This is a genomic window from Leptospira fletcheri (genome assembly GCF_004769195.1).
GTDB lineage: Bacteria > Spirochaetota > Leptospiria > Leptospirales > Leptospiraceae > Leptospira_B > Leptospira_B fletcheri.
Window position 1 is genome coordinate 1,175,480 of the sequence record NZ_RQET01000004.1, and the last position, 22,240, is coordinate 1,197,719.

General features: G+C 41.3%; 14 protein-coding genes, 1 pseudogene and 1 CRISPR repeat array. Of the genes and pseudogenes, 9 read left to right on the forward strand and 6 right to left on the reverse strand.

Features of this window, described 5'->3' with window-relative positions:
• Nucleotides 1-17: 17 nt before the first annotated feature.
• Both EHO60_RS08905 and EHO60_RS08910 read right to left on the reverse strand, forming a co-directional pair.
• Nucleotides 18-248, reverse strand: a complete 231-nt coding sequence (locus EHO60_RS08905; protein WP_135767757.1) for a hypothetical protein — start codon at nucleotides 246-248, stop codon at nucleotides 18-20.
• 51 nt (nucleotides 249-299) lie between these two features.
• The gene (locus EHO60_RS08910; protein WP_135767758.1) at nucleotides 300-1,223 is read right to left on the reverse strand and encodes a histone deacetylase family protein; all 924 of its coding nucleotides are present in this window, start codon (nucleotides 1,221-1,223) and stop codon (nucleotides 300-302) included.
• 92 nt (nucleotides 1,224-1,315) lie between these two features.
• On the opposite strand from EHO60_RS08910, the gene EHO60_RS08915 reads away from it, so the two are divergent.
• Entirely contained in the window at nucleotides 1,316-2,464 is a 1,149-nt protein-coding gene (locus EHO60_RS08915; protein WP_135767759.1) for a putative glycoside hydrolase, read from the forward strand.
• Between the two features lie 68 nt (nucleotides 2,465-2,532).
• Here the strand turns inward: EHO60_RS08915 and EHO60_RS08920 are convergent, their stop codons facing one another.
• Complete coding sequence (locus tag EHO60_RS08920) at nucleotides 2,533-3,321, reverse strand: enoyl-CoA hydratase/isomerase family protein (RefSeq protein WP_135767760.1); 789 nt, start codon at nucleotides 3,319-3,321, stop codon at nucleotides 2,533-2,535.
• On the reverse strand, nucleotides 3,321-3,848 hold the full coding sequence (locus tag EHO60_RS08925) for a hypothetical protein (RefSeq protein ID WP_135767761.1): 528 nt from the start codon (nucleotides 3,846-3,848) through the stop codon (nucleotides 3,321-3,323). Before EHO60_RS08925 ends, EHO60_RS08920 begins: the two co-directional genes overlap by 1 nt.
• A 185-nt stretch (nucleotides 3,849-4,033) precedes the next feature.
• On the opposite strand from EHO60_RS08925, the gene EHO60_RS08930 reads away from it, so the two are divergent.
• Entirely contained in the window at nucleotides 4,034-5,311 is a 1,278-nt protein-coding gene (locus EHO60_RS08930) for a PilZ domain-containing protein (RefSeq protein WP_135767762.1), read from the forward strand.
• 93 nt (nucleotides 5,312-5,404) lie between these two features.
• On the opposite strand, the pseudogene EHO60_RS08935 reads toward EHO60_RS08930, so the two are convergent.
• A pseudogene (locus EHO60_RS08935) lies at nucleotides 5,405-6,641 on the reverse strand (transposase); the annotation flags it as partial.
• Between the two features lie 247 nt (nucleotides 6,642-6,888).
• Here EHO60_RS08935 and cas9 point away from each other — a divergent pair.
• The 4 genes from cas9 (at nucleotide 6,889) to cas4 (ending at nucleotide 13,246) form a co-directional block, all read left to right on the forward strand.
• On the forward strand, nucleotides 6,889-11,298 hold the full coding sequence (cas9, locus tag EHO60_RS08940) for a type II-B CRISPR-associated RNA-guided endonuclease Cas9/Csx12 (RefSeq protein WP_135767763.1): 4,410 nt from the start codon (nucleotides 6,889-6,891) through the stop codon (nucleotides 11,296-11,298).
• A 63-nt stretch (nucleotides 11,299-11,361) separates the two neighbouring features.
• Complete coding sequence (gene cas1, locus EHO60_RS08945) at nucleotides 11,362-12,354, forward strand: CRISPR-associated endonuclease Cas1 (protein WP_135767764.1); 993 nt, start codon at nucleotides 11,362-11,364, stop codon at nucleotides 12,352-12,354.
• Nucleotides 12,355-12,360: 6 nt separating this feature from the next.
• Nucleotides 12,361-12,666 carry a CRISPR-associated endonuclease Cas2 gene (cas2, locus tag EHO60_RS08950; RefSeq protein ID WP_135767765.1) on the forward strand — a complete coding sequence of 102 codons (306 nt, stop codon included), beginning with the start codon at nucleotides 12,361-12,363 and terminating at the stop codon, nucleotides 12,664-12,666.
• Between the two features lies 1 nt (nucleotide 12,667).
• A complete protein-coding gene (gene cas4 / locus EHO60_RS08955) occupies nucleotides 12,668-13,246 on the forward strand; it encodes a CRISPR-associated protein Cas4 (protein WP_167880175.1) in 579 nt (192 codons plus the stop codon).
• Between the two features lie 380 nt (nucleotides 13,247-13,626).
• A CRISPR array of direct repeats spans nucleotides 13,627-14,589; the repeat unit is 37 nt; unit sequence CCAGCATAGCTGGAAGTTTCACCTTAGCAACTGAAAC.
• A gap of 443 nt (nucleotides 14,590-15,032) precedes the next feature.
• Here cas4 and EHO60_RS08960 read toward each other — a convergent pair.
• Nucleotides 15,033-15,464, reverse strand: a complete 432-nt coding sequence (locus tag EHO60_RS08960) for an XRE family transcriptional regulator (protein WP_135767767.1) — start codon at nucleotides 15,462-15,464, stop codon at nucleotides 15,033-15,035.
• A gap of 172 nt (nucleotides 15,465-15,636) precedes the next feature.
• Here EHO60_RS08960 and EHO60_RS17250 point away from each other — a divergent pair, with 172 nt between their 5' ends.
• From EHO60_RS17250 to EHO60_RS08975, 3 genes are all read left to right on the forward strand, one after another.
• Nucleotides 15,637-15,714 (forward strand): NINE protein, encoded by a 78-nt coding sequence (locus EHO60_RS17250; protein WP_246028242.1) that lies wholly within the window; start codon nucleotides 15,637-15,639, stop codon nucleotides 15,712-15,714.
• Between the two features lie 1,242 nt (nucleotides 15,715-16,956).
• On the forward strand, nucleotides 16,957-17,583 hold the full coding sequence (locus EHO60_RS08970) for a hypothetical protein (protein ID WP_135767768.1): 627 nt from the start codon (nucleotides 16,957-16,959) through the stop codon (nucleotides 17,581-17,583).
• A gap of 969 nt (nucleotides 17,584-18,552) precedes the next feature.
• The gene (locus tag EHO60_RS08975; RefSeq protein ID WP_135767769.1) at nucleotides 18,553-22,173 is read left to right on the forward strand and encodes an AAA family ATPase; all 3,621 of its coding nucleotides are present in this window, start codon (nucleotides 18,553-18,555) and stop codon (nucleotides 22,171-22,173) included.
• Nucleotides 22,174-22,240: the final 67 nt, after the last annotated feature.

Genomic DNA, 22,240 nt, shown 5'->3' on the forward strand with positions numbered 1-22,240 from the left:
AAAGGAGGAGGGGGAAGTCAGGGAAGTCTGTTGCGGTATTTTACGGAGACGATTTCCCGCAATTGCCGGTTTTCTTCGCTCGGATAGAGCCAAACCTTCTTCCAATTGCGGTTCCATTCCGACCATTCGTTCCTGGCCGCGCGGTTTTCCTGGAGTTCCTCTTCCACTTCTCTCAAAAGTCTGTCCAACAGGATTACATAATTCCGAAAGCGATGAGCCAGGTCCGATTGGGGAGAAAACTCCTGCATATTCCTCCTATCGGCGAAGTTTCGAGCGAGGGCGGGCATTTTTTTGAAAGCCTATTCCGCTAAAACCGCGATATGAGCTTCCACGCTCTCCGCCAGAGCTTGCAAATCGTACCCTCCTTCCAAGAAGGAAAGAATGGGAGCTCCGGATTGGGAGGCCGTTTTCCGAGTCATTTCCGTAAATCTGGCAAAGGCTTCCGTTGAAAGCGCCATTCCGCCTAAGGGATCCCTTTTGTGGGCATCGAATCCAGCGGAAATTAGGAGGAAGTCCGGTCGGAACGATTCGATGGAAGGAAGTACTTTTTCCTCGAATTCCCGGAGATATTCTTTTTCTCCCGAATTTTCCGGGAGAGGGATATTGAGAGTGAAGCCCTTTCCTTCTCCGCTTCCTGTCTCGTTTGCGGAGCCGGAACCCGGATAGAAAGGATATTGGTGGAGAGAAGTAAAGAATACCCGGTCCGACCCGTAAAAGATTTCCTGGGTGCCGTTGCCGTGGTGAACGTCCCAATCCAGGATGTACACTTTCTTTCCCATGCCCGATAGATAGCCGGCGGTGATCGCGATATTATTCAAAAGGCAAAATCCCATGGCTTTTCCGGTTTCCGCATGGTGACCGGGGGGACGAACCAAGGCAATTCCGCCTTCCAAGGTTCCAGCAAGTAATTGGTCGACTAGGACGACTCCGCTTCCGGCGGCGAGGAGGGCCGCTTCGTGGCTTTTCGGAGAAAAAGGGGTGTCTGCGTCAAAGCTGCCTTGCTTTCCTTCGATGGAAAGAAAACGGTCCCGGTGAGTCCGATCGTGCGCAGAAAGAATCAGTTCGGGCGGTATTTTTTGGGAAGGAATTCGGAGGAGAGATCCGAAATAGGAAGTCTTTCCCAGTCGCTCCAAAACGGCTTCCAACCTTTCGGGTCGTTCCGGATGGAACTTGCCGGTATCGTGTTTTAGAAAAACGTCCTCGTACACATATCCGAATTTCATTTGGTTCCTCCCGTTTTTTTCCCCCGTTCAAAACTTCGAGGAAAGATCGGAGCGACTCGTTTCGATACTTATTACTAGACCGGAGAGGAAACTTGCGCAAATCGTTTTCCATTTTACCCTTATTTCTTTTTTCCTTCTTCCCGCTTTCCGTTTGTGCGGAATTCACCCTTCCGTTTCCGGAAAACACGAGGAAAAAGGAAATTTCTTCTCCCTTCCGATCGGCGGAAAAAGAGGAACAGACCCGAACAAAGGGAAGATTCGCAGAAACCACGAATCGTTCTTCCTTATCCAATGCGGCTCCAGTGCGGACGGAAAAGGAGAAGAAGCAGCCATCGGAAGAACTTCCCAAAACGAAACCGATTCCTAGAAAAGCGATCCATTCCGACAGCAAACCCCCCAAATTTTATCGGGGAATCTATGTGCATAATTCCTTGGTTGTAAATCGCTCCCATCGAAAAAAATGGGAAACACTTCTCGTGGAGGCTGCGGACGCCGGAGTGAACGTGCTTGTGATCGATCTGCAGGCTAGTACTCCTTCTCGTGCGGAGATCGATCGGGTTCGGAAATTAGGTTTTTACCCGATCGGTAGACTCGTGAATTTTGCTGGAGGGTTGAAGACGGAATTCCCGGCTCCGTCCCGCATGAATTCCATTCTGCAAACCGTTCGAAATGCGTGCGAGTCCGGCTTTCCCGAGATCCAACTGGATTATATTCGCTATGCGGACGAGTCGGAGCTCAAGATTCCGGTAAAGAAGAAATACCAAAATATCGGATCCGTTATCTCCAAGATCCGGAGCGAGGCCAATACATGCGAGGATCCGCCTTACTTGGGGGCCGATATCTTCGGTAGAATTCCCTTTAACAAGGACGATACGATCGGACAGAAGGTGGAAGTCTTCGCGCAGCTTGTGGACGTTCTCTACCCCATGTTGTATCCTTCCCATTTTTACGGTCATCCGGAACGGATCTCGAATCCGTACAAAACCATCTTCGACGGATTGACCAATGCCAAGAATAGAGCCTTGCCTGAAACGAGGGTCGTGGGTTATATCCAGGGCTTTTCCATGAAGATCTCGTATTCCAAAAAGAATTTAAAGGATTACGTCAAGGCTCAGATAGAGGCAAGCGTGGCCAGCAAAAGCGACGGCTTCGTAGTATGGAATGCCTGGAGCGACTATAGGGAGACATTCAAAGCGATGAAGGAATCGGTTCGAGAAGGTAAATTAGATATTTCTGATTGACTTCAGACGGGGAACGTCGATCGGATCGAAAAAGTGGCCGGGTTTTCCGGTCACTTTTTTGCGGGTTATCAGAATCCTTTGAAGATAGGCTTTCTCTTTTCCTCGATGGATTTGATCGTTTCCCGAAAATCTTTGGAAAGAAAATTGCGAGCTTGCGATTCCGCTTCCAAACGTAAGGCTGCGTTTAGGGCTTCCCGATTGTAAGTGTTCCTCTTGAGTTCCGAAAGCGCCAAGGGAGCGCTTTCGCTGAGAGAAATCGCGATTTCGGTAGCCCGTTTTAGCACTTCCTCTTTCGGAACGGAATCGTAACAGATTCCGGCCTTGAAGCATTCAGTGCCGTTCAGAGATTCCGCTAAAAAGAGAAGCCTGTTGGACAGAGAAGTTCCGAAAAGTTCACGGACCAGATAACTTGATCCCATGCCGGGATGGATACCCAATTTCACGAAATTGAATTGGTATTTTCCTTCGTTTGCAAAGACACGTATGTCGCAAGCGAACGTGATGGAAAGTCCGGCTCCTACTGCATGGCCGTTGGCCGCGCAAATGACTGGGACTTCCAGATCGCGTACGGAGAGGAAAAGATTATAAAATTCGAACATTTCCCGCTTATTCGTTTCGAAGTCCTTGGCGGCAAAGGACTTCAGGAGCTCGAAATTTCCACCGGCGGAAAAGATGTCGTTCTTGCCGGTAATAACGACGACGCGAGGAGAACTTTTTTTTAGACGATCTATATGGGCCTTGAATTCGAGGCCCATATCCGTAGTCATCGAATTCTTAGTCTCGGGATTGTTCAGGTAGAGGATCTCTATCCTGGAATCGCGGGACAATTCGACTGTTTCGGCATCTACCAACGCCATCAGACGGCTTCTCGTTTTAGTTCGAAGCTTTCGTACCAAATTCTGTCGGAGATGGCCAAAGGTTTTTCTCCCAATCCCATCTGCTCGAAATAATCCAGAAGAATCTCCAAGTGAACGCTCTCTTCGTCTTCCAACGTCCAAAAGCTGGAATCGACGGATCTAGAAATGATGGCTTGGCCGCGGACGGAATCCGTAAAGTAATCCGGTTTGCCGGAAAAAATCAGGTGCGCGGAAATCAGATCGAAGCGGATCGTATCTACGATTTTAGAGAAGTCGGAGTCAGATTTATCAAAGAAACGTGATGCCACTTCCGTCTGAAAATAATCTCCCCAGCTCAGAATATCCGGTTCCACGCCCGTTCTTTCCTTGATTTCCGCGAGCTTTTCGGGTTCGAGGAAAGGCTTGTGGGCGAATTTATCCACCAATTCTTTCAGCGAAATCAAAGCGAGAATTTTGGCCGCCGAAAGTTTGCCTTGGCGCATCATATCGAAGAGTTCGGGATTGAGTTCGGACTTATTCTGTTCCATGCTATTTCTTTCGGCAGGAGTTTCGAAAACCTATTGAACAATTTCCTTCCAGTATTTTTGCGAATATGTCCCATAATTTTTTCCGTAAAAAGAAGGGATCGGAAAAGAAACAAAACTCTTCGGCTGGATTCGGCTTTTGCAAAAGTCGAAAATGTTAGATAGGGTCGTTTTCTTTTTTCGGTTTTATGGCAGTCGGCAGGTCGGATAGTCTACAGGAGTTAATCACGATTCTCGAAACGATGTTCGGAGAAACGATCATCGGGTCGGATATCAACCTCGTAAAACACCTGTTTTACAGTTTAAAGGCGGATCAGAGGGAATTTCCTTTCGACTATGAAGGAGAAAAACTCAGCGCGGTCGTAGAAGAGATCTCCGAAGATACCCTAATCCTCTTGGTGCCGTACGTCCAGTCCAAGGGAATTCTTCGGGCAAAAATTAGTTTCGAAATATTGAATATACTTTATCAGTTCGAAGTCGTGATCCTACAGTTTTGGGAGGACCACGTACGTATCAAGATCCCTGCGGAGCTTCAGGCCGCGGCGTTCCGAAAGAATCTTAGGGTCGCCGTCGACGACCTGTTTATGAATTACGTCATTCTATACCGTTCTTTGAGCGGAGGTGAAAGGGAACTCGGAAAGAACCTTTATGTGGAGCAAAGGTTCTTCCATTTAATGAAAGAGATCAAGAAAGATAATCCGAGCTTGAAGTTGATCAATCTTATGGCGACGGATTATATCATGACCGTGTCGCGGGATTATGAGATCGTCTTTTACGGATCCGGTCGGGACGGCGGTTTTATCGGCAGGTTTATGAAAGAGCATAACTGTACGGTTTATATTCCGGATTGCTCCTTGATCATGAACTATATAGGGGAGGAGAAGGAGGAGTCGCTCGAAAATTTCCGCGAGGCGTATCTTGGAATGGTTCAGGCCCAGGGCCAGGCAAAGGCCGACGCTTTTTTCCGGGATATGCAGAAAGACGAAGTGAGGAATTTCATGATTTCGTACGTGGCGACACCTGTGCGTTTATTCAACGACGTTATCGGGCATATTCGGGTGTATTCCACCGCTATGGATAAGTTTTCCATAGCAAGACAGCAGGCTCTTTACATCCAGGAATTGGGTGAGATTCTGACGTATGCGTTCACTAAGGTGTATATACGTCAGGAAAACTACAAGATGGCGAAGGCGGCTACGAAAATACTGGATATCAGTATGAACGGTCTTCTGTTCGAGATAGAGGAGAAGAGGACGTTCGAATATTTAAAAAAGCATAATATCATAAAAATGTTCGTACCGATTGCGGAAAGGGATTTGATTCTACGCGGAGAGGTGGTCCGATTTAGGGAGATATCCGAGGGTAGGTATCATCTCGGGGTGAATTTTTTCGATTCGAATCCGGACGATATGGTCTTTTTGCAAGATTATATTTTCAGCAAGAAATTGAAAATTTTGTCGGAATAGAAATCCCTTCCCCCGAATCCCAACCGATCGCCCTACGGTAGCTCCCGATCGGGGGGAGAAGAGATCCCTACTCCGACAAGAATCTTCACCTTCACCAACCGAATCCACCAACGTATCTAATCCGAATACGTGAGTGTTCTTAAGAAAAGCGAACTCATCCAAATATAACTGTGAATACTTGGGTCTGATATATCCGTAAGAAGAGAATGCTGTTTTTAAAAGCCTGTGATTTCCTTCCGCGACTTGGTTGTGGACTCCATTCTTGCTCCATCGATTTCTTGCCCACCGAAACCTGTTATCCTTGGAATGAGCAGAGTGGTTTACACTTCTATGGTTTCTATACACTCCCCAAAGCCAAGGGTAACCTTGATCGGTGAAAAGTGGAGTAGTTGTAGGCAAATGTTCTCTGATGAGAGGTCCTAAGGTCTCCGCTTTTTGATTAGGAACAGAAGTAAAGAATACAGGACCATTTTTAATAGCGATTGTTTGGACTAAAGTCCCGATCTGCTTTCCCACCAAGTTTCTCTGAAAGGTAGATAGAAGAGGTTTGTCCTCTATGACTGTATCGTTTCCTTCCCTGACTCGCTCTTTCCCCAGCAGAGTATAATACAGCAGTGTCTACGCATACGTAGGGGCGTTTTTCCATGATCTTGGTAATGTCTTTATTCTCATTGGGAGGTAAAAGGAAGTCTTTGAACTGGTGGCTTAGGGATTCGTAGGTAAGGGACTTAAACTTAGGTAGTTGATCAGAACAAAATAACTGGAATCTTCTTTTTAATAGAGAAGCAGAATTAGTTCCGATTCTTAATTTTTTACTGATCTCGGTTGAGGTGATTACCTTGGGATATTGAAGAAGGGACTCGTAGAATACATATCCGAACATCCAAAGTGGTAGCTTACAATGGTGAAGGGGAGTGTAGGAGATTCGGGAAGTTAGGTATCTACATTTAGAGCAACGGATGAGTTCTGGATGAGTAGAGATTTCTTTTTCTAAGGGTTTATTTTTACATTCCGGATTCGGACAGGTCTTAGGATAGAAGTCCTTTAGGATTTTCTTTGTAAGAGCTGTGAAGAATTGGGTGTTTAGGTTCGGAGGGTTATTTCTGAGAGTATGAGGATTCGGTTTATAAGAAGGATCTGATGGCTGGTTTTCTGAGGAGTTTTCTATAGTAGCGTGAGGTTGGATTCGGGGGAAGGGAAGGGCTCGGTTGGCATTCGAAGGGGGAGATATAGCGATTTCGGTCCAATTTGAGGGGATTGCGTAGGAATCGTTAGGCGGAATAGATTTAGAAAAAATAGTTGCAGGATATTTAATGTTATTATTTATCATGGAAATCCCTCTGTAGTCGTTCATTTCGGGAAATGGGGTTTAGTCGAGTAAAAAATTAGAAGATGGGGAATTTCCTTTCCGGTGTTGTCTTTTTTACGAGCGTTTACAGTTAATTTTGGGAAGAAATTTAGAGAAAATTAACAATTCACTAAAACGATCTGAGAATTTGTCCGTAGCCGTGTTTATAGTATAGCTACGTAGAAAAGTGTTTTTTGCATTGTTTTTCAAGATTTAAGGAAAGTGCTACATGATATTAAAATCACCTATTGCAATTGATTTAGGAGCTAAAAATACAGGAGTCGTTTACACGACTTACCCCCCGCATTCAAAACCTCAGGGAATTCATGGAGCTACCCTAATTTTAGATAACTTGAAATTATCTCAGGTGGATAGGAGAGCGAAAAGACACCAAAGAAGAAATTATTCCCGAATGAGACTTGCTCGCAGGCTCGTTTATTTAATCGTCCGTTCTCATTATAAAGTTCCCGAAAACGATCTAACTCCAGAAGTAAAAGTCGAGCTACAATCGCTTCTGACTAGAAGGGGATATACTTTTCAGTCAGTCGTTACGGAATCGAATGAACACGGACAGACTGCTTGGGCCGAGATAGAGGACTACTTTCCCAAGATGCAGATTCAGGACAAGTCTCTACCGATCCAAACTATCTTGGACTCTTTCTTCTCATCAGAAAATATAAGACTCGAATATCTAGAGCCTATTAAAGAGGCCGAAACAAAAGATGATAAAAATCATCTTAAAATGATTAGGGAGCAAAAGGAAGCTTTTGAAGCTGAACAAAATAACGGAGCAAGACATAGAATTCGATATTTTGAAGAGATTGAGGAAGACCTTCCAAGAAAGATAAAATTACTAGAATGTTTGAAAAAGAATAAAATTGATGAAAAGAGATTTTTAAATCTGATCCAAAACATCTCTAACCTACAAATCAAACCTCTCCGAGATTATTTTAACGATAAAAATATGAAGGAAAAGGAAATATGGGATCCAAAGAAATTGCATAGCTCGATTGCTGGATGGATTCGTGTCTGGCATGCGGATTCGAAAGACGCTGAAAAAAGGAATATTGCAAAGAAATTGCTTTCTCTTCTAGAAAATGGAAGATTGAAAGCCATTCGAGGTAATTCAACTTATTCTACACTCAAGCATATCATAAATTTTCTAGAGGAAGTTGATCCCAAAGATACGATTCCACCGTATGAAGACCAAAACAATAGAAAACCTCCAAAATGCCAAAATTTGTGGTTAGACCCCGGTATTCTGGATAGGTATTTTCCGGGTTGGAGCGGTTCATTACAAAAACTTCTAGCAAAAGAAGAAGACAGTCCATTCGAGCAATTAGTTACGAAAGATTTTCAGATCAACGAAACAACAGAGGAAGGAAAATCCCTTTTAACGCTAATCAAATTGTATAGCCGAGCCCATTCGGATAAAGAATTGGATGTTCGAGCCATTATACTTCAAAGGTTTTTGGATCGTTCGGCTAATCTAGATCCCTGGTCTATTCGTTTGCAGCGAAAAGCAAGCAAGGAAATCAAAATTACTGGATCTCTTACCAAGCAAGAGCTTAAAAAAGCCTCTGATGCGTATGAAAGAATGAAAGAGACTATAGGAGAGACGGATGCAAAGCAATTCTTGGATCTCTCCGGCCACTATTACCGGGAAGTAGAAGATATTAAGAAGGGAATGTGGTTCTCCCCAGATTCCGATAAAAAACATAAAGAAATCCCTAAGTCAATTGTTCATGAAGAGAATGATGAAGTATCACTTTTTTATAAGTGTGATACTAAGACCGGTTCGAAACAGAAGAACCTATCCAGCCTTGTGGGAAACGTCTTGAATGTCAGATTTTCGGCGGAACTATTTCGATCTTTTCTTACGTTCTGGACGGAAAAATTCGATGGACGATCTTCCTTAAACTCATTAGCAAAATCGATAGAGGAGGCTCGGTTAAGCACAGATGAATTTGGAGTGGAATACTCTATATTACTTAAAAAAATCGAGAAAGGAGAGATCGATCGGAAGAGCGACATCTTTAAGGCATATCAAAATACGACAAAATCATCCGGAAGGTTGGAGCAAATTCTGAAAGAAGAATTAGGATTCCAAGCTATTTCCAAAAGTTACTTTGACAACCCCTTTAGTATTGCTCAACTCTATAACATAATTTCTGTAGACCGATCAGGATTTTCAAAAGTTTGCAGGTCCTGCCAGGAAGAAAATCATTGGAGATCTACTTTAATCGATACAGATCGAGGCTTACGGGCTTGGGCTTCCAAGCAGGTTTCTGACACTGGAAGACCATTCGATGGACAGATTGCAATGCTTCTGGACAGAATCGCTTTAGAAGTTGTAAGACTGAAGAAAGCCGAAATAGAACAATACCTTAAATCCAATCCATCAAAAATAGAATCAGTTGAGATTCCTCTTCTTATTGAGGAAAATTCGTTCAGTTTTCGCTATGAGCTGGCCGAGCTAAAGAAACTTGCAAAAAAGAAAAGAGAGCAACTCGGAAAATCGGTCGAAGAGTTCGACAAAAGGTTGAATACTAAACAAGATCGAATCAAAGAAGCATCTCGGGAGATCTGTCCTTATACAGGCAAAAGAATTTCCAAGGGTGAAATAGATCATATTTTACCTCGTTCTCAAACCCAAAAGCAATTCGGGACCGTTTTCAATGCAGAGGTAAATCTGATTTACGTTTCGCGAGAAGGAAACCAGGCCAAAGGTAAGCGAGATTATAGTCTCGATGATCTGGACGAAAAATACTTAAAGAAAATTTTTGGCACCAAAGATCTGACTTTCATTAAGAAAACTATATCGGAGACGGTCGATCGTTTAGTTTCAAGTAGGAAAAATTCAATACTTGTATTTGATCGATTATCTATGGAGGAGCAAGATTGTTTACGGCACGCTCTTTTCGAAAAGCCCTTGCGCCCAAAAGTATTTGAGCTTTTATCGGGCCAACTTAAGGCCAGGGTTAACGGGACCCAGTTATATTTAGCTAAAAAGATTCGAAATCTGCTTCGTAAAGATCAGGATCTTCCTAAAATCAAGTTTCCTCAGTTTTCCTTTTTCGAACCAAGGGGAATTGACTTGCCATATATGAGGAGAGAGCTTGCTCAAAAATTCCCAAATCTTGAGAAGCAAAACCCCCAACCTACGGGGAGCCATATTGTAGATGCGGCGATGGTGATGGCTTACGCGGTAGAGACAGACTCCGGAAGTTTATCCTATGGTTCTAAGAGCGGATCTGAAAGATTTGATTCAGAGTTGTTGTCTAAGTATCTGCCTAATGACATTCGATTCTTACGAATTAAATCTAAGGAGAAAACTAATTCGAGGTATCCTCATAAGAAGCCACTTTTTAAAGACGGAGTTTTTGGAGAGAGATTTCTTCCGATTCTTGTTCTTGAGAACGGCTTGAGACTTGGTTACACTTTGGAGAATTCTTTAGAATTGTCACCTCAGGATTCAAAAAAATTTTTTGAGGTGCTCCGATCAGTCTTATTATTCAAAAGGAAACCAGTTTCACACGATTACCCTGCACTCTCCTCCTTTGCGAAGAAAGATAAAAGGAAATATATTGTTCTACCTGTCAACAAAGCGAAGGCGTTAGAGGTGGTTTCTCAAAAGGAACATAGCCTACTCGCATCCATACTAAAAAGTATTTCATATACAGTATTTCGCACTCCTGTTGTTAGTTTCTTATTTGATCAGAAGAAAGAATTAATACCAAAGATTCGAGGAAAGAAAGTCGATTGGGGAGAGAAGATAGAAAAAGAATTTAGAATTAAAATAGAGGTCAAGCTTGGTGACGTAAAAATTACCTCCGGTTTTATTCAATATCCAGGTAAATCAGAATGGGAAAAATTACTCTTGTCCGATTCATTAAGAGGGGCGATCAAAAACAAAAGCCTGACTTTAAAGTGGTTCGATAGCCGGGAAAACTTGTCCAAGTTGGATGGATTCTTCAAAGATACAAGTGAACCTAAGGCGAAGCATAAAAGAAGAAGCAATCATTATGCTCTTTCAGTCCCAAAATCGCCTTCCGGTAGGTTTAGGATCAGAAGAAATTCCTTTGACGATTATAAAATTTATCAATTATATTCTGTAGAAGGAAATGCATTTAACGCTTTTGAAATAAATACTGAAACTAAAGAAAATCCTATATTATTAGATGTGTATAAAAATTCAAATTCAGTTACGTATGCTGACAAAGATTATATTTATCCTACTTCAGGAGAGACTATCGCGTTTTCAGAGTATAGGGAGATTGTATTTAAGCCAGAAGAAAGGAAAAACTTATTATCGACCGGAATAATTAGTTTGCATATTGCGCCGGGGACTGCAGACCGTCGCTATATCCGAATCGTTATTAGTAAGGACTTTTTCTCCAAAATTTTCAAGGTAAAAGATTCATTCTGGGAACTTGCTTTAAATGAATCTATTCCTAAGGAAAATATTGAGAAATTATCTTTAATATTAGATAAAATTCCTTCAGAAAAACGTCCAGGAATGCCTCGATCAGACGCACCGAAACTTAATGTGACAAAGATAGCAGTGAACTCGGTAGAACTAAGCTATACTTCTCCAAGTTGGAAATCCTGGTTATCGTCCTATAATGACTCTATATAGCTCTAAAAAATATTCGTGATTTAAGATTTATAGCAGGAGTTCCGATGTACCGCTTAACGTAACATGGTTAAGCACATTGCAATACAATCGTACGGGTCCAGTATTTCCATAACTGGAGCAAGGCTCTTCGTATCTATAAAGGGCGAAGAGGGGGTCGAAATCCCATTAAATCGCTTGAAAAGTCTGAAATTATCGGGTAGGGGAGCGATTATAAGCTCGAATGCGATTTCCGAATGCGCAAAGCGAGGGATACCGATCTATATCTGTGATTGGAATGGGAGGTACATCTCCCAATTATCTGGATCTCATGAGCATGCCGTCGTTCAATTAAGAAAAAGGCAATTAGAATATGTAGATAGGCTTTCGAGTAGAGACCTCGCAAAGTTGATCCTTTATGGGAAGGTAAAAAATCAAAAAGCTGTACTGCAATATTTCGCCAAGTACCAAAGGAAAAAGGGAGTTTCCGTCGACTGGTTAGAGTCAGCTCTTAATTCTTTGGATAGTATTGTTAAATCGATCCTTGCCTTTTCGGGAGAAATTGAGTGGCGTTCATCATTACTCGGTTTTGAGGGGAGCGCGGCATCTATTTATTGGAATGCCCTTAAGAATGACATTTATTTCGGAGATTCCTTTAAGGGAAGGGTTGGTAGAGGAGCAGGAGACTCGATTAACCAGGCTTTAAATCTTGGATATTCAATTTTGGAGACGTATATTTGGAATGCTATTCATTTGGCCGGTCTTGAACCGTATGCTGGTGTAATCCATACCGATCGACCTGGAAAGCCAGCTTTGATTTTGGACCTAATGGAAGAGTATCGACCCTGGATGGTCGATCGAATCGTTCTCAGTTTAAAGAGCCATTTGCTTGGAACAGAAAGAATTTCGGAGGAAGCAAGGAAGCTTGTTATATCCGGAGTTCAAAAAGCTTTTGAAAGTATTCATCCTTATAGAGGAAAAAAATTGCACATAGAGGTTATACTCCAGAGGCAAGTTTATAGATTATGTGGAGTTTTTTATCAGAAATCCTCGTATAAACCGATTCTATTCAAATGGTAAATTTCGATGAAAAATTTTATAGAGATCTTAGTATGCTACGATATCGAATCAAATAGGATTCGGAAAAAAGTCTCCGATATGCTGAAGGACTTCGGCTTAGTATCCATCCAAAAATCCGTATATTGGGGATGGGTCATTCCAGCCGAGAAGAAAGCGATTCTTCATAATATTCATAATAAGTACGATTTGCAAATTTCAGACAGAGTACTCGTAATGGATGTGAATTTGGCATCAAATGCGAAATCTATTCTCATTGGATACTCGGATATCGAACTAAAGCGATTCGAAGATGATGTCCAGTTGGTCATTTAAGATGAACGCAGAAATTCCAATTAATATGTTTAGGCAGTTTGCCTTTTGTCCTAGGGTCGTTTTTTTTCGAGAGTTAAAACATATTAATCCTGTCTATCCTCTCTGGGTAGAACAGGGCACGGAGAAGCATGAGAAAAGAAATGCCACACTTAAAAAGAAACTCCCTAAAATTCTTAGATATTTAAATGGGAAGCTGGATGTTGAAGTTCCGGTGAGATCGAATTTCGGATTTTTCGGAGTCTTGGATGGAGTAATAAGAACAGAAGAAGAATTAATCCCAATAGAGTTTAAATCTTCTACCTCTAAACCAGGAAAGAGCGCACTTCTTCAATTATCGGCTTACGCAGTTTGCTTAGAAGAAATGGAAGGTAAAGAGGTCAAAAGGTCTTTTCTATTATACGGAGATAGAGTTAAAGTTTGGGAGATTCATCTATCTAAGGATTTGAGAAAAATGGTGCGAGAGACCTATCAAAACATAAATGAAGTAATGTCTACTCCTATCCTGCCGTATGTAGCCACCTCGCCAACCAAATGCGTTCAATGCGAATACTTGAATTATTGCAACGACAGAAATATATAAAAAAAGCCGGTTGGAAAATCCAGCTCGGCTCATTTTTACCAAAGACAAGAAAACTAACTGAGACATAGGAATAAAAATTCGTAGAGGTCCAGCCGGCTTTCGCCACATTTGATTGTTTTCAGTGCTTAAGGTATCCTTAACATCGACTAAAGCAGTTTTTCGGCAATAAATTTTATTAAATCTCAGGTAAAATTCTGGTAGAATCAATATAGTTCTCGATTCTGTGGCCTTGCCAATTTATAACTTTTAGCTGCGGAGACCGGATTTATGGTTTCGAAAATTTTGCCGGTTTTTAGCTCCAATTTACTTTTCGAAAAAACAAAAAAAATAAGCTCTCAAATTACCGGAAGAATCGGCATTTTGAGAGCTTTTGGACCGCTCCAGCATAGCTGGAAGTTTCACCTTAGCAACTGAAACAAGTCCAAATGACTTGCAAAACAAGCGCTTTCCTCCAGCATAGCTGGAAGTTTCACCTTAGCAACTGAAACTGCTTAGGACTCACACGGACGCAACTGGATACTTTTCCAGCATAGCTGGAAGTTTCACCTTAGCAACTGAAACCAGGAGCGTTCGACTTTGCATTCGCGGATTTGGCCAGCATAGCTGGAAGTTTCACCTTAGCAACTGAAACTGAGAAGATTGTCGATAAGTTCTTCATGGTATTGCCAGCATAGCTGGAAGTTTCACCTTAGCAACTGAAACGTAATACGGGCTGCTGACCGCTACCCTGCCCCAACCAGCATAGCTGGAAGTTTCACCTTAGCAACTGAAACACATGTTATCGAGAACTTCGCGAGGAGCGTGGACCAGCATAGCTGGAAGTTTCACCTTAGCAACTGAAACTAAAACTTCAATAGGTAAAGATAAACTTCTTCTTTTCCAGCATAGCTGGAAGTTTCACCTTAGCAACTGAAACTCAACGTGCGTATACGGTCGGTGCAATCGTAACGCCAGCATAGCTGGAAGTTTCACCTTAGCAACTGAAACCCCATGAAGGAAGACTGCACGATTGGAATGTTACCCAGCATAGCTGGAAGTTTCACCTTAGCAACTGAAACTAGAATCTTCCGTTCTCTCCATTCCGTTTAAGTCCCAGCATAGCTGGAAGTTTCACCTTAGCAACTGAAACTAATAACCTGGAACGTATCCTCCAACTAGAGCATCCAGCATAGCTGGAAGTTTCACCTTAGCAACTGAAACTGTCAGTGAATGATCTTTCTAAAAGTCCCCATTTCCCAGCATAGCTGGAAGTTTCACCTTAGCAACTGAAACCTCGCGGAAGCTGCGATTACTTGATCACGGAAATCCAGCATAGCTGGAAGTTTCACCTTAGCAACTGAAACCAAGTGCGGTGGGAGTCACGGTCGCGGTTCCCGTTCCAGCATAGCTGGAAGTTTCACTGAATAAGAGCAACCACCTCAAGTAGCTATTATATTATATCGGTAAATGGGGATATCAATTTTAATAACAAAAATCTTCAAATATCGAACAAATCCTTCGCCTTTACTTGTAGGTTTCGGGTTAGGCGATGGATAGTTCTAAGATTTGGGTTGGACCTTCCGCTTTCTATATTCTAAATAGTTCTTACAGGAATCCCATCATCTCCAAAGTCCATATCTTCCTGGGCAAGTCCTTTCTACAGCCTCAAATCCCTAATTCTACGACCGACTTTTCGGCGAAAGGTAAGATAATGTCCAGAATATTTCACATATTATGTAATGCGGGCATACCGATTAAGATCGTTTAACTTAAAATAAGAAGATTATAGTCATAATCGCAGAAATCTCTATTTCTTCTTCGAATCTTCCTTCATCTTTGCATATTCAGAAATCAGATCCCCCCACGTGTTCACTTCTTTAGCGGAGAAATTAATCAGATTCTTTACGATGTCCTTAATACCTTTCGAATTCCGAATTTGGTTCCATAAAGTTTTGTCATCATCCATAAGAGACGCCTTATCTCCAGTTTTCTGGAGATAGAAGATCGGATGAACGGGCTTCGAATCATTCAAGAACCAATTTAAGTCTATGCCGTAGGCAGCTACAATCGCGTCTAAAAATGACTTTGAAGGAGATTCCAATCTTCCTTTGATTATATTGTTTAAACCAGCCTTCGTTTGCTTTAGCTTAGGAGCAGTACTTGTTTGGTTATCTCCGGTCGCTTCAATGACGGCTAAGGTCTTTTTACCGATTAGGCTCTCATCTCGTTTATCAGTCATCTGAAATACATCAAAACTGTATAAAGCCTTCAATTTACAAGGAAGCTTAAATAGAGTCCCTGCTGGACCTTTATCTGTGAAGCAGAAAAAGGGGTTTAGTGGGACTCGAATTACCTGCGTTACGGGAGTTTCTCTGAGGTATTTTATGAAATCAAAAGGAACGGCTTATATTATGTGGCTATGTGGGTTCTTTGGAGTATTGGGGTTACATCGCTTTTACTTAGGTAAGATAGGAACTGGCTTTCTCTAGCTATTTTTTTTCGGAATATTTGGTGTTGGTGATTTTATAGACCTATTAACGCTCGGCGGGCAAGTAGACGCGATAAATATAAAAAGGAATTGAAAGAAATTCGAACCGCTACTCTCGCGAATACCTCTAGGCAGAAAGAAGAGAAGAATTTCGTAGAAATTGCGTATTTCAAATTATCTTAAAATTTCCTGCTCTCATAAAAATTAAAGAATTCTCATTTGGCCCGAATTCGTTTCGGGCTTTGTTTTTAAAGATGTTTAAACTATTTACAGTTCTACTTCTATTGCCTGAGTTTCTTTTCTCGGAAACTATTTCTGGGTGAGTGGAGATTTCTTTTTCTAAGATTCTATTCTCACACTTCGGATTCGGACAGGTCTTAGGATAGAAGTCCTTCAGGATTTTCTTCGTAAGGACGGTGAAGAATTGGGTTTTTAGGTTCGGAGGGTTATTTCTGAGAGTATAAGGATCCGGTTTAGGAGAAGGATCTAAGGGTTGGTTTTGTGAGGGGTTTCTATAGTAGCGTGAGGTTGGGTTCGAAGGAAGGGAAAAGCTCGGTTGGGATTCGAAGGGGGAGAAGAAAGGAGCACGTTCTTGGGTTTTTAGACTAAATCGAATTAGTTGCCAGCAGAAATAAAGATGTCGTCTCGATTGTCCTTAAAACCGGTGAATTACAAGATGCTTTATATAGAGGGTAAATTGTAGAAAGGGATTTAAAAAGAGAGGCATTACGAGCGGGATTTTATTTAGAAATTATTTTGTATAATAAAACATCAGAATTAATTATTGCAGATGTCTTAAGATGTACCCGAAATTTCAAACATAACTGAAGTAAAAACTATAGAAAAATTTCGCAATTACTTCAATGATCACAACGAAAAATAGAAGATATCTCCTTTATTTTATTTGTATCCTTTCTCGTTGATCCATTCGGTCATTTAAACTTAATCCTTAACTTCGCAGATAAATCGAAAAGATCGGAATGGCAACAAGCAGTAAAAAGGTCGCAACCTGTTTTAATTATAAATCTATTAGCATTTATTTTTTGTTTATTTCTATTTTCTTCCAAGGCATATAATTAATAACATAAAACACTACTAATTATCTTCCATTGACTGTATTTCCAATGTCCTATAAGGGATAGCTGGGACTCATTTTGACGAATTAAAATTGGTTAACGATTTATTTATGGAGAAATTTTTTGCTATGACACAGCCATATTTTGAAACTTTATAGATGAAGATTGTGAAAAAACTAACGTTATCAATTCTATTTTTGACATTTATATATAAATGTAATACTACTTATGATAAACTGAACATTCCGAATTACGATCGTTCTATTTTGAATGGAAAATGCAGGATCGGAGCCGCCTATGAATTTGAAAATGAATATCGAGAGTATAGAGTTTATAACGGAACGATAAAAAAAATTTCTACTGCGGACGATGGGGCTTTGGTATTTAATTCAATTAAGAGTTCTATCCTGCAACATTCAGAAGGGCAAAATGCCTTGCTTTCCGGGAATACAGGTAATCGTAAGTCATTGACAGTGCTGGTCAAGATTGAAACTGATTATTATTTTGAAGTTTCTTTTTGGGGATTCTGGATAAGTGCGCTATCTTTAGGGTTCATGCCGAGCAGACTGGATAATGCATTTAGGGCAGTTACGATTAAGGCAATTGATGAAAATGGAGTAAGATTACTAAGCAAAGTTTATTTCATTCAAACACGGGAGTTGAGTAGTAATATTAATATTATTTTAGGTCTTTTTTTCTTTGTTGGTGATTACCTAAAAGAGAATGTAGGGTATTATATTTCCGATTTTGAAAATGATTTCTATCATACCTATGGTAGAAAATATTGCCAATAGTTTAGAACGATGGACGTCCTTAAAGTGTCCAAGGCCAACATCTTTCCCCAGCGGTCCAAACTTAGGGCCAACCATATTCCCCATTAAAAATAAAAAAAGATCAGCTACATTGACCTAAAAAAGGTCCAGGCAAATCACTCAAATCGCTGATCCGCGCAAGAATATAAGATTATAGGAACCTAATAGAAGAGGTTTTGTTTCAGTTAACTGCGGACGGAATTGTTAGCGGTTAGATTGGAACTGAGAGGGAATATGCTGACCCTGGACACTTAAAGTTTTCCACAATTCTAATTTCAAGAATGGCTTCAAACGGATCCACCTGTCAGTTTTGAGATTTCTGACTTTTCCGTTTCTTGTTTCATAGGTGAAACCGCGATCGAGTCAAATAGTCATTAATATTAGGGTTGATTCCTCGTTCGGGAAAATAACTCGGTCCTTCTCTTTATTTTAAACATAACTTTGAAATATCCTCTTTGAGTTTTTTCGAATACGTTTCTATATAAACGAACAGAGCATCTTACGGACCGGATTCCTGAAAATCGTTACGCGAATCGTTGATTTCTTCGATCGTAAACTTTTAAAATTTAGCTATTTTAGTAAAATATTTGCTTGAATATTGTTAAAATATAATAGTAAATGGATTAAGAAAATGTGACAATTTTAGTTCTAAGTCGATCGTGGCCGATTTGTCTCCGATAGGTTTTGGGGATGTCGCATTGATTATTTATTCAATAGCTATATAAAAGGTTTATTTCTTAAAATTCAAAGCATGAAAAACGCCGATCGTTATGGATAGCCCTATCTGTCGGAGTTTGTTCGTTCGATTAAGATGCAAATACAGTTCGTAATTTCTTTGTCGGAATTTCTGAGAGATCAGAAAATAAAATTTCGAAAGTATTTCATGTACGGGTTTTTTACGCGAAACTTCCCCAATATTTACCAAGGAAGGCTAATGAAGGATTCGATAGAATGAGATTGTACCAAATATTGCGCTTTATATTTCCGGAGCTTCAACTTTATGATTTCGTTAAACAAAATGGCTTAGTAGCAAAGAAAAGAAATGCAGTTCAATTTGCAAACGGTAGTTTGAATCGCATCAGACCGACTTCTTTTGCTTCCGTAAATGGAATTTCAAATATATCTAATCGAAACGAAACTCCGAAAGCTCTGGCGAGAAAGTTAAAGATTCTTGCAGCGAAATCGGGTGATGCTGACAAATTGGACGATAAGTTCTCCGTTGTTCTCGAAAAGCTTACCAATATTATGTTAGAGCAGGACGAATTCCTGCGTTCCCTTGTTAGTACATTTAAGTTGCCATATCTGACCGGCGAGCAAGGGAAACTTTTGAATATCATCCTACTTGCTGGTCCTCCAGGTACTGGTAAGAAACGAGCTTTGAATTACTTGGTTCATTTTTTAGATGAACAAGACCTTTTTCCGTTTGAAAAAACGATTGAGATTGATCTCGGCCAGTATTCCGAACGAGACATTGATATAAATTTTATCGCGGATGTTTCAGGCGCATTTTCCGAGGGTCAAGGGATCGTTTGTTTTTCGAGGTGGGAAAAAACCCACACTAGAATACAAGAATATATCGCGGAATTATTGGCTAACGGTTTTTTTAGAACAGAGCAAGGAGTTAAAATTCAGGCCGAAAATTACTTTATTATCCTGTATATGGATAAAGTCCCTAAAGAGTCGGGGCCTTACGAAACAATACCTCAATCGATTCTGGAGGACATCCCCGTTTCCTTTCGGCATTGCATTCGATCCTTTGCTATTTCTGCCCCGCTCAGCAAAGACTCTTTAAAGAGAATTTTTCAATTTAAGCTGGATGAGAAGGGATCGGAATTTGCTACCCGATTACAAATTCACACAAAGTACGAATCGCCTTTCATTGATGATATGGTTCTTTATTTAGAAAAGGAAAATCGTGCGGGGGAAGCGATAGAGGAGTGGATAGATCGGTCTTATGTTGAAAAAATTCAGTCTTTGGTTGCAGAAGACAAGATTCGAAAAGGTTCCGAAATATCATTACTAATGAAAGATGGGCAGCCTGCCGTTCGCAGTGAAAGTAAAGGTTGGTTTTTAAAGCCGAGTACATCGATTCAAAAAGAATCGGTAGAAGACGTTCTTACCGAATTGAACAAATTCATCGGATTAGAATCAGTAAAACAAGAAATCAATCGATTGGCCAATTTAATTTCGCAGCGACGTGAACGTGAAGCGCTCGGTCAGGATATAGGTCCATTGACTCTTCATCTTTCCTTTACTGGAAATCCCGGGACGGGAAAGACTACGGTTGCGAGGTTGATCGGCAGACTTTATAAGGCAATGGGGCTATTAAAAGAAGGTCATACGATCGAATGTTCCCGGCAGGATTTGGTTGCCGGATACGTAGGACATACGGCTCCGCAAACCATGTCGAAAGTCAAGGAAGCGATCGGAGGAGTTCTTTTCATAGACGAAGCCTATACGTTAGTTCAGAATAAACAAGACTCTTTCGGTAAAGAAGCACTGGATACTTTACTAAAAGCTATGGAAGACAATCGGAGCGATTTGGCGGTTATCGTCGCTGGATACACAAACGAAATGAAGGATTTCTTCAATGCGAATCCTGGAATGAGTTCCAGGATTCCGAATGCGATAGAATTTCCAGATTACGCTCCGACTGAAATGCTTTCCATCTTGCGACTTCTTTGCGGAAAGGATTTCCAGATTCCTGTTGAAGCTGACCAGGGGCTTATGGATGTTTTCGAAATGCGGCAGATACCCGGTCGAAACGATTCGGGGAACGGGCGACTCGTTCGAAATATTTTGGACGAAGCGAAGAAGCGACAAGGAGATCGATTATCAAAAACTCCTTCAGCTCTTGCGGACGATTTCAAGACGCTTTTACCCGAGGATTTCGGAATCGGTCAAAAAGAGACTTTTAATTTGGAATCCGCATTTGCTGGGATTGTTGGATTGGATAAAGTGAAAACCTTCATTCAATCATTAGAAAACCAGATTAGACTCGAAAAAATCCGGAAAGATGCGGGCCTAGCGGGAGACACCGGCCAGAGACTCAATATGGTTTTTTCCGGAAATCCGGGAACAGGGAAGACGACGGTGGCTCGCCTGATCGCAAAGATGTTAAGGGAAATCGGAGTATTAAAGAAAGGTCATTTAGTAGAAGTAACACGAAAAGATCTAGTTGCAGAATATATAGGTCAGACGGCGCGGAAAACTGCAGACGTAGTTAAAGAGGCGATAGGCGGTGTCTTATTTATTGATGAAGCGTATCAACTTGCTGAGGGTGGCGTCTCCGATTTTGGAAAGGAAGCTATCGACACTTTGATCCGAGAGATCGAGAATAATAAGGATAATCTAGTCGTAATTCTTGCCGGATATACGAATGAAATGGACTCTTTGATCAAAATGAATCCAGGCCTCCGATCCAGAATACCAATCAATATCGAATTTTTAGACTATACGCCGGAAGAGATGGTTCTTATCTCCGAAATTAATGCAAAGCGGAAAGGTTTTACCATTGAGAAGGAAGTGATTTCCCAATTGCCGAAATACTTCGCCGGACGGCAAGTGCTCGGAAAAAACGAATCGGGTAACGGCAGGCTCGTCGATAACCTGATCGATTCGGCGAGACGAAAACAATCAGAGAGGATCATGGCCTCGTGGTTGCAGGAGGGAAAAAAAGGGGATTCCTTAACGGAACAAGAGAAGAAGGAACTTAGTACGTTAACCCTAGAGGATTTCGAAATCGGGATCGGCACAAGTAATAAAAGCTCACTCTCAAAGTTGGACGAAATTATCGGTCTGGAGAACGTTAAAAAATTCATCCGTGAAATTTCCGCTCAGACGGAAATCTCAAAGCTTAGAGGTGAGATGGGGATTTCCGCCGGTGGAAAGCAGAGCCTTCATATGGTCTTTCTGGGAAATCCAGGAACTGGAAAAACGACGATTGCTCGGATTCTCGCTCAACGATTAAATGAAATCGGTGTTATTCCCGGCGAGAAGGTTGTTGAGACAGATCGTTCTGGGCTTGTTGCCGGGTTTGTAGGTCAAACTGCAATCAAAACCGGCGAAAAAATTCAAGAAGCATTGGGTGGGGTTTTATTTATCGACGAAGCATACTCTCTCGCGAGAGGAGATGGTAACGATTTCGGAAAAGAGGCAATCGATACCATTGTTAAGGCTATGGAAGATCATAGAGAGGACCTTATCGTAATTTTAGCGGGATATAGCGCCGACATGGAAAACTTTTTTAACGCAAATGAAGGACTTAGGTCCCGTTTTCCGAATGTGATTACTTTTCCTGATTATTCTCTTAGCGAGTTGATGGAAATTGCAAATTCAATGCTAAAGGGTAAGGGTTATCTTCTTTCCAAAGAGGCGAGAGAGGCATTGGCGCAGACGATTCAATTGAAAGTTTTGGAGAAAAATTTCGGAAATGCCAGGGGGATCCGTAACATTGTAGAAAAGACGGAAAGGAAATTTGCAAATCGTTTGATTGCTTTAAAGCAGACTGGCAAAGATTTAACTGAGGAAATTCTGATAACGATCCTGCCGGAAGATTTTGCTGGACTATAAATTATGGAAAATGAAACCAATGGCAAAACCAAGAGAGCATTATATAATGTCGCTCTATTTCTTTTAT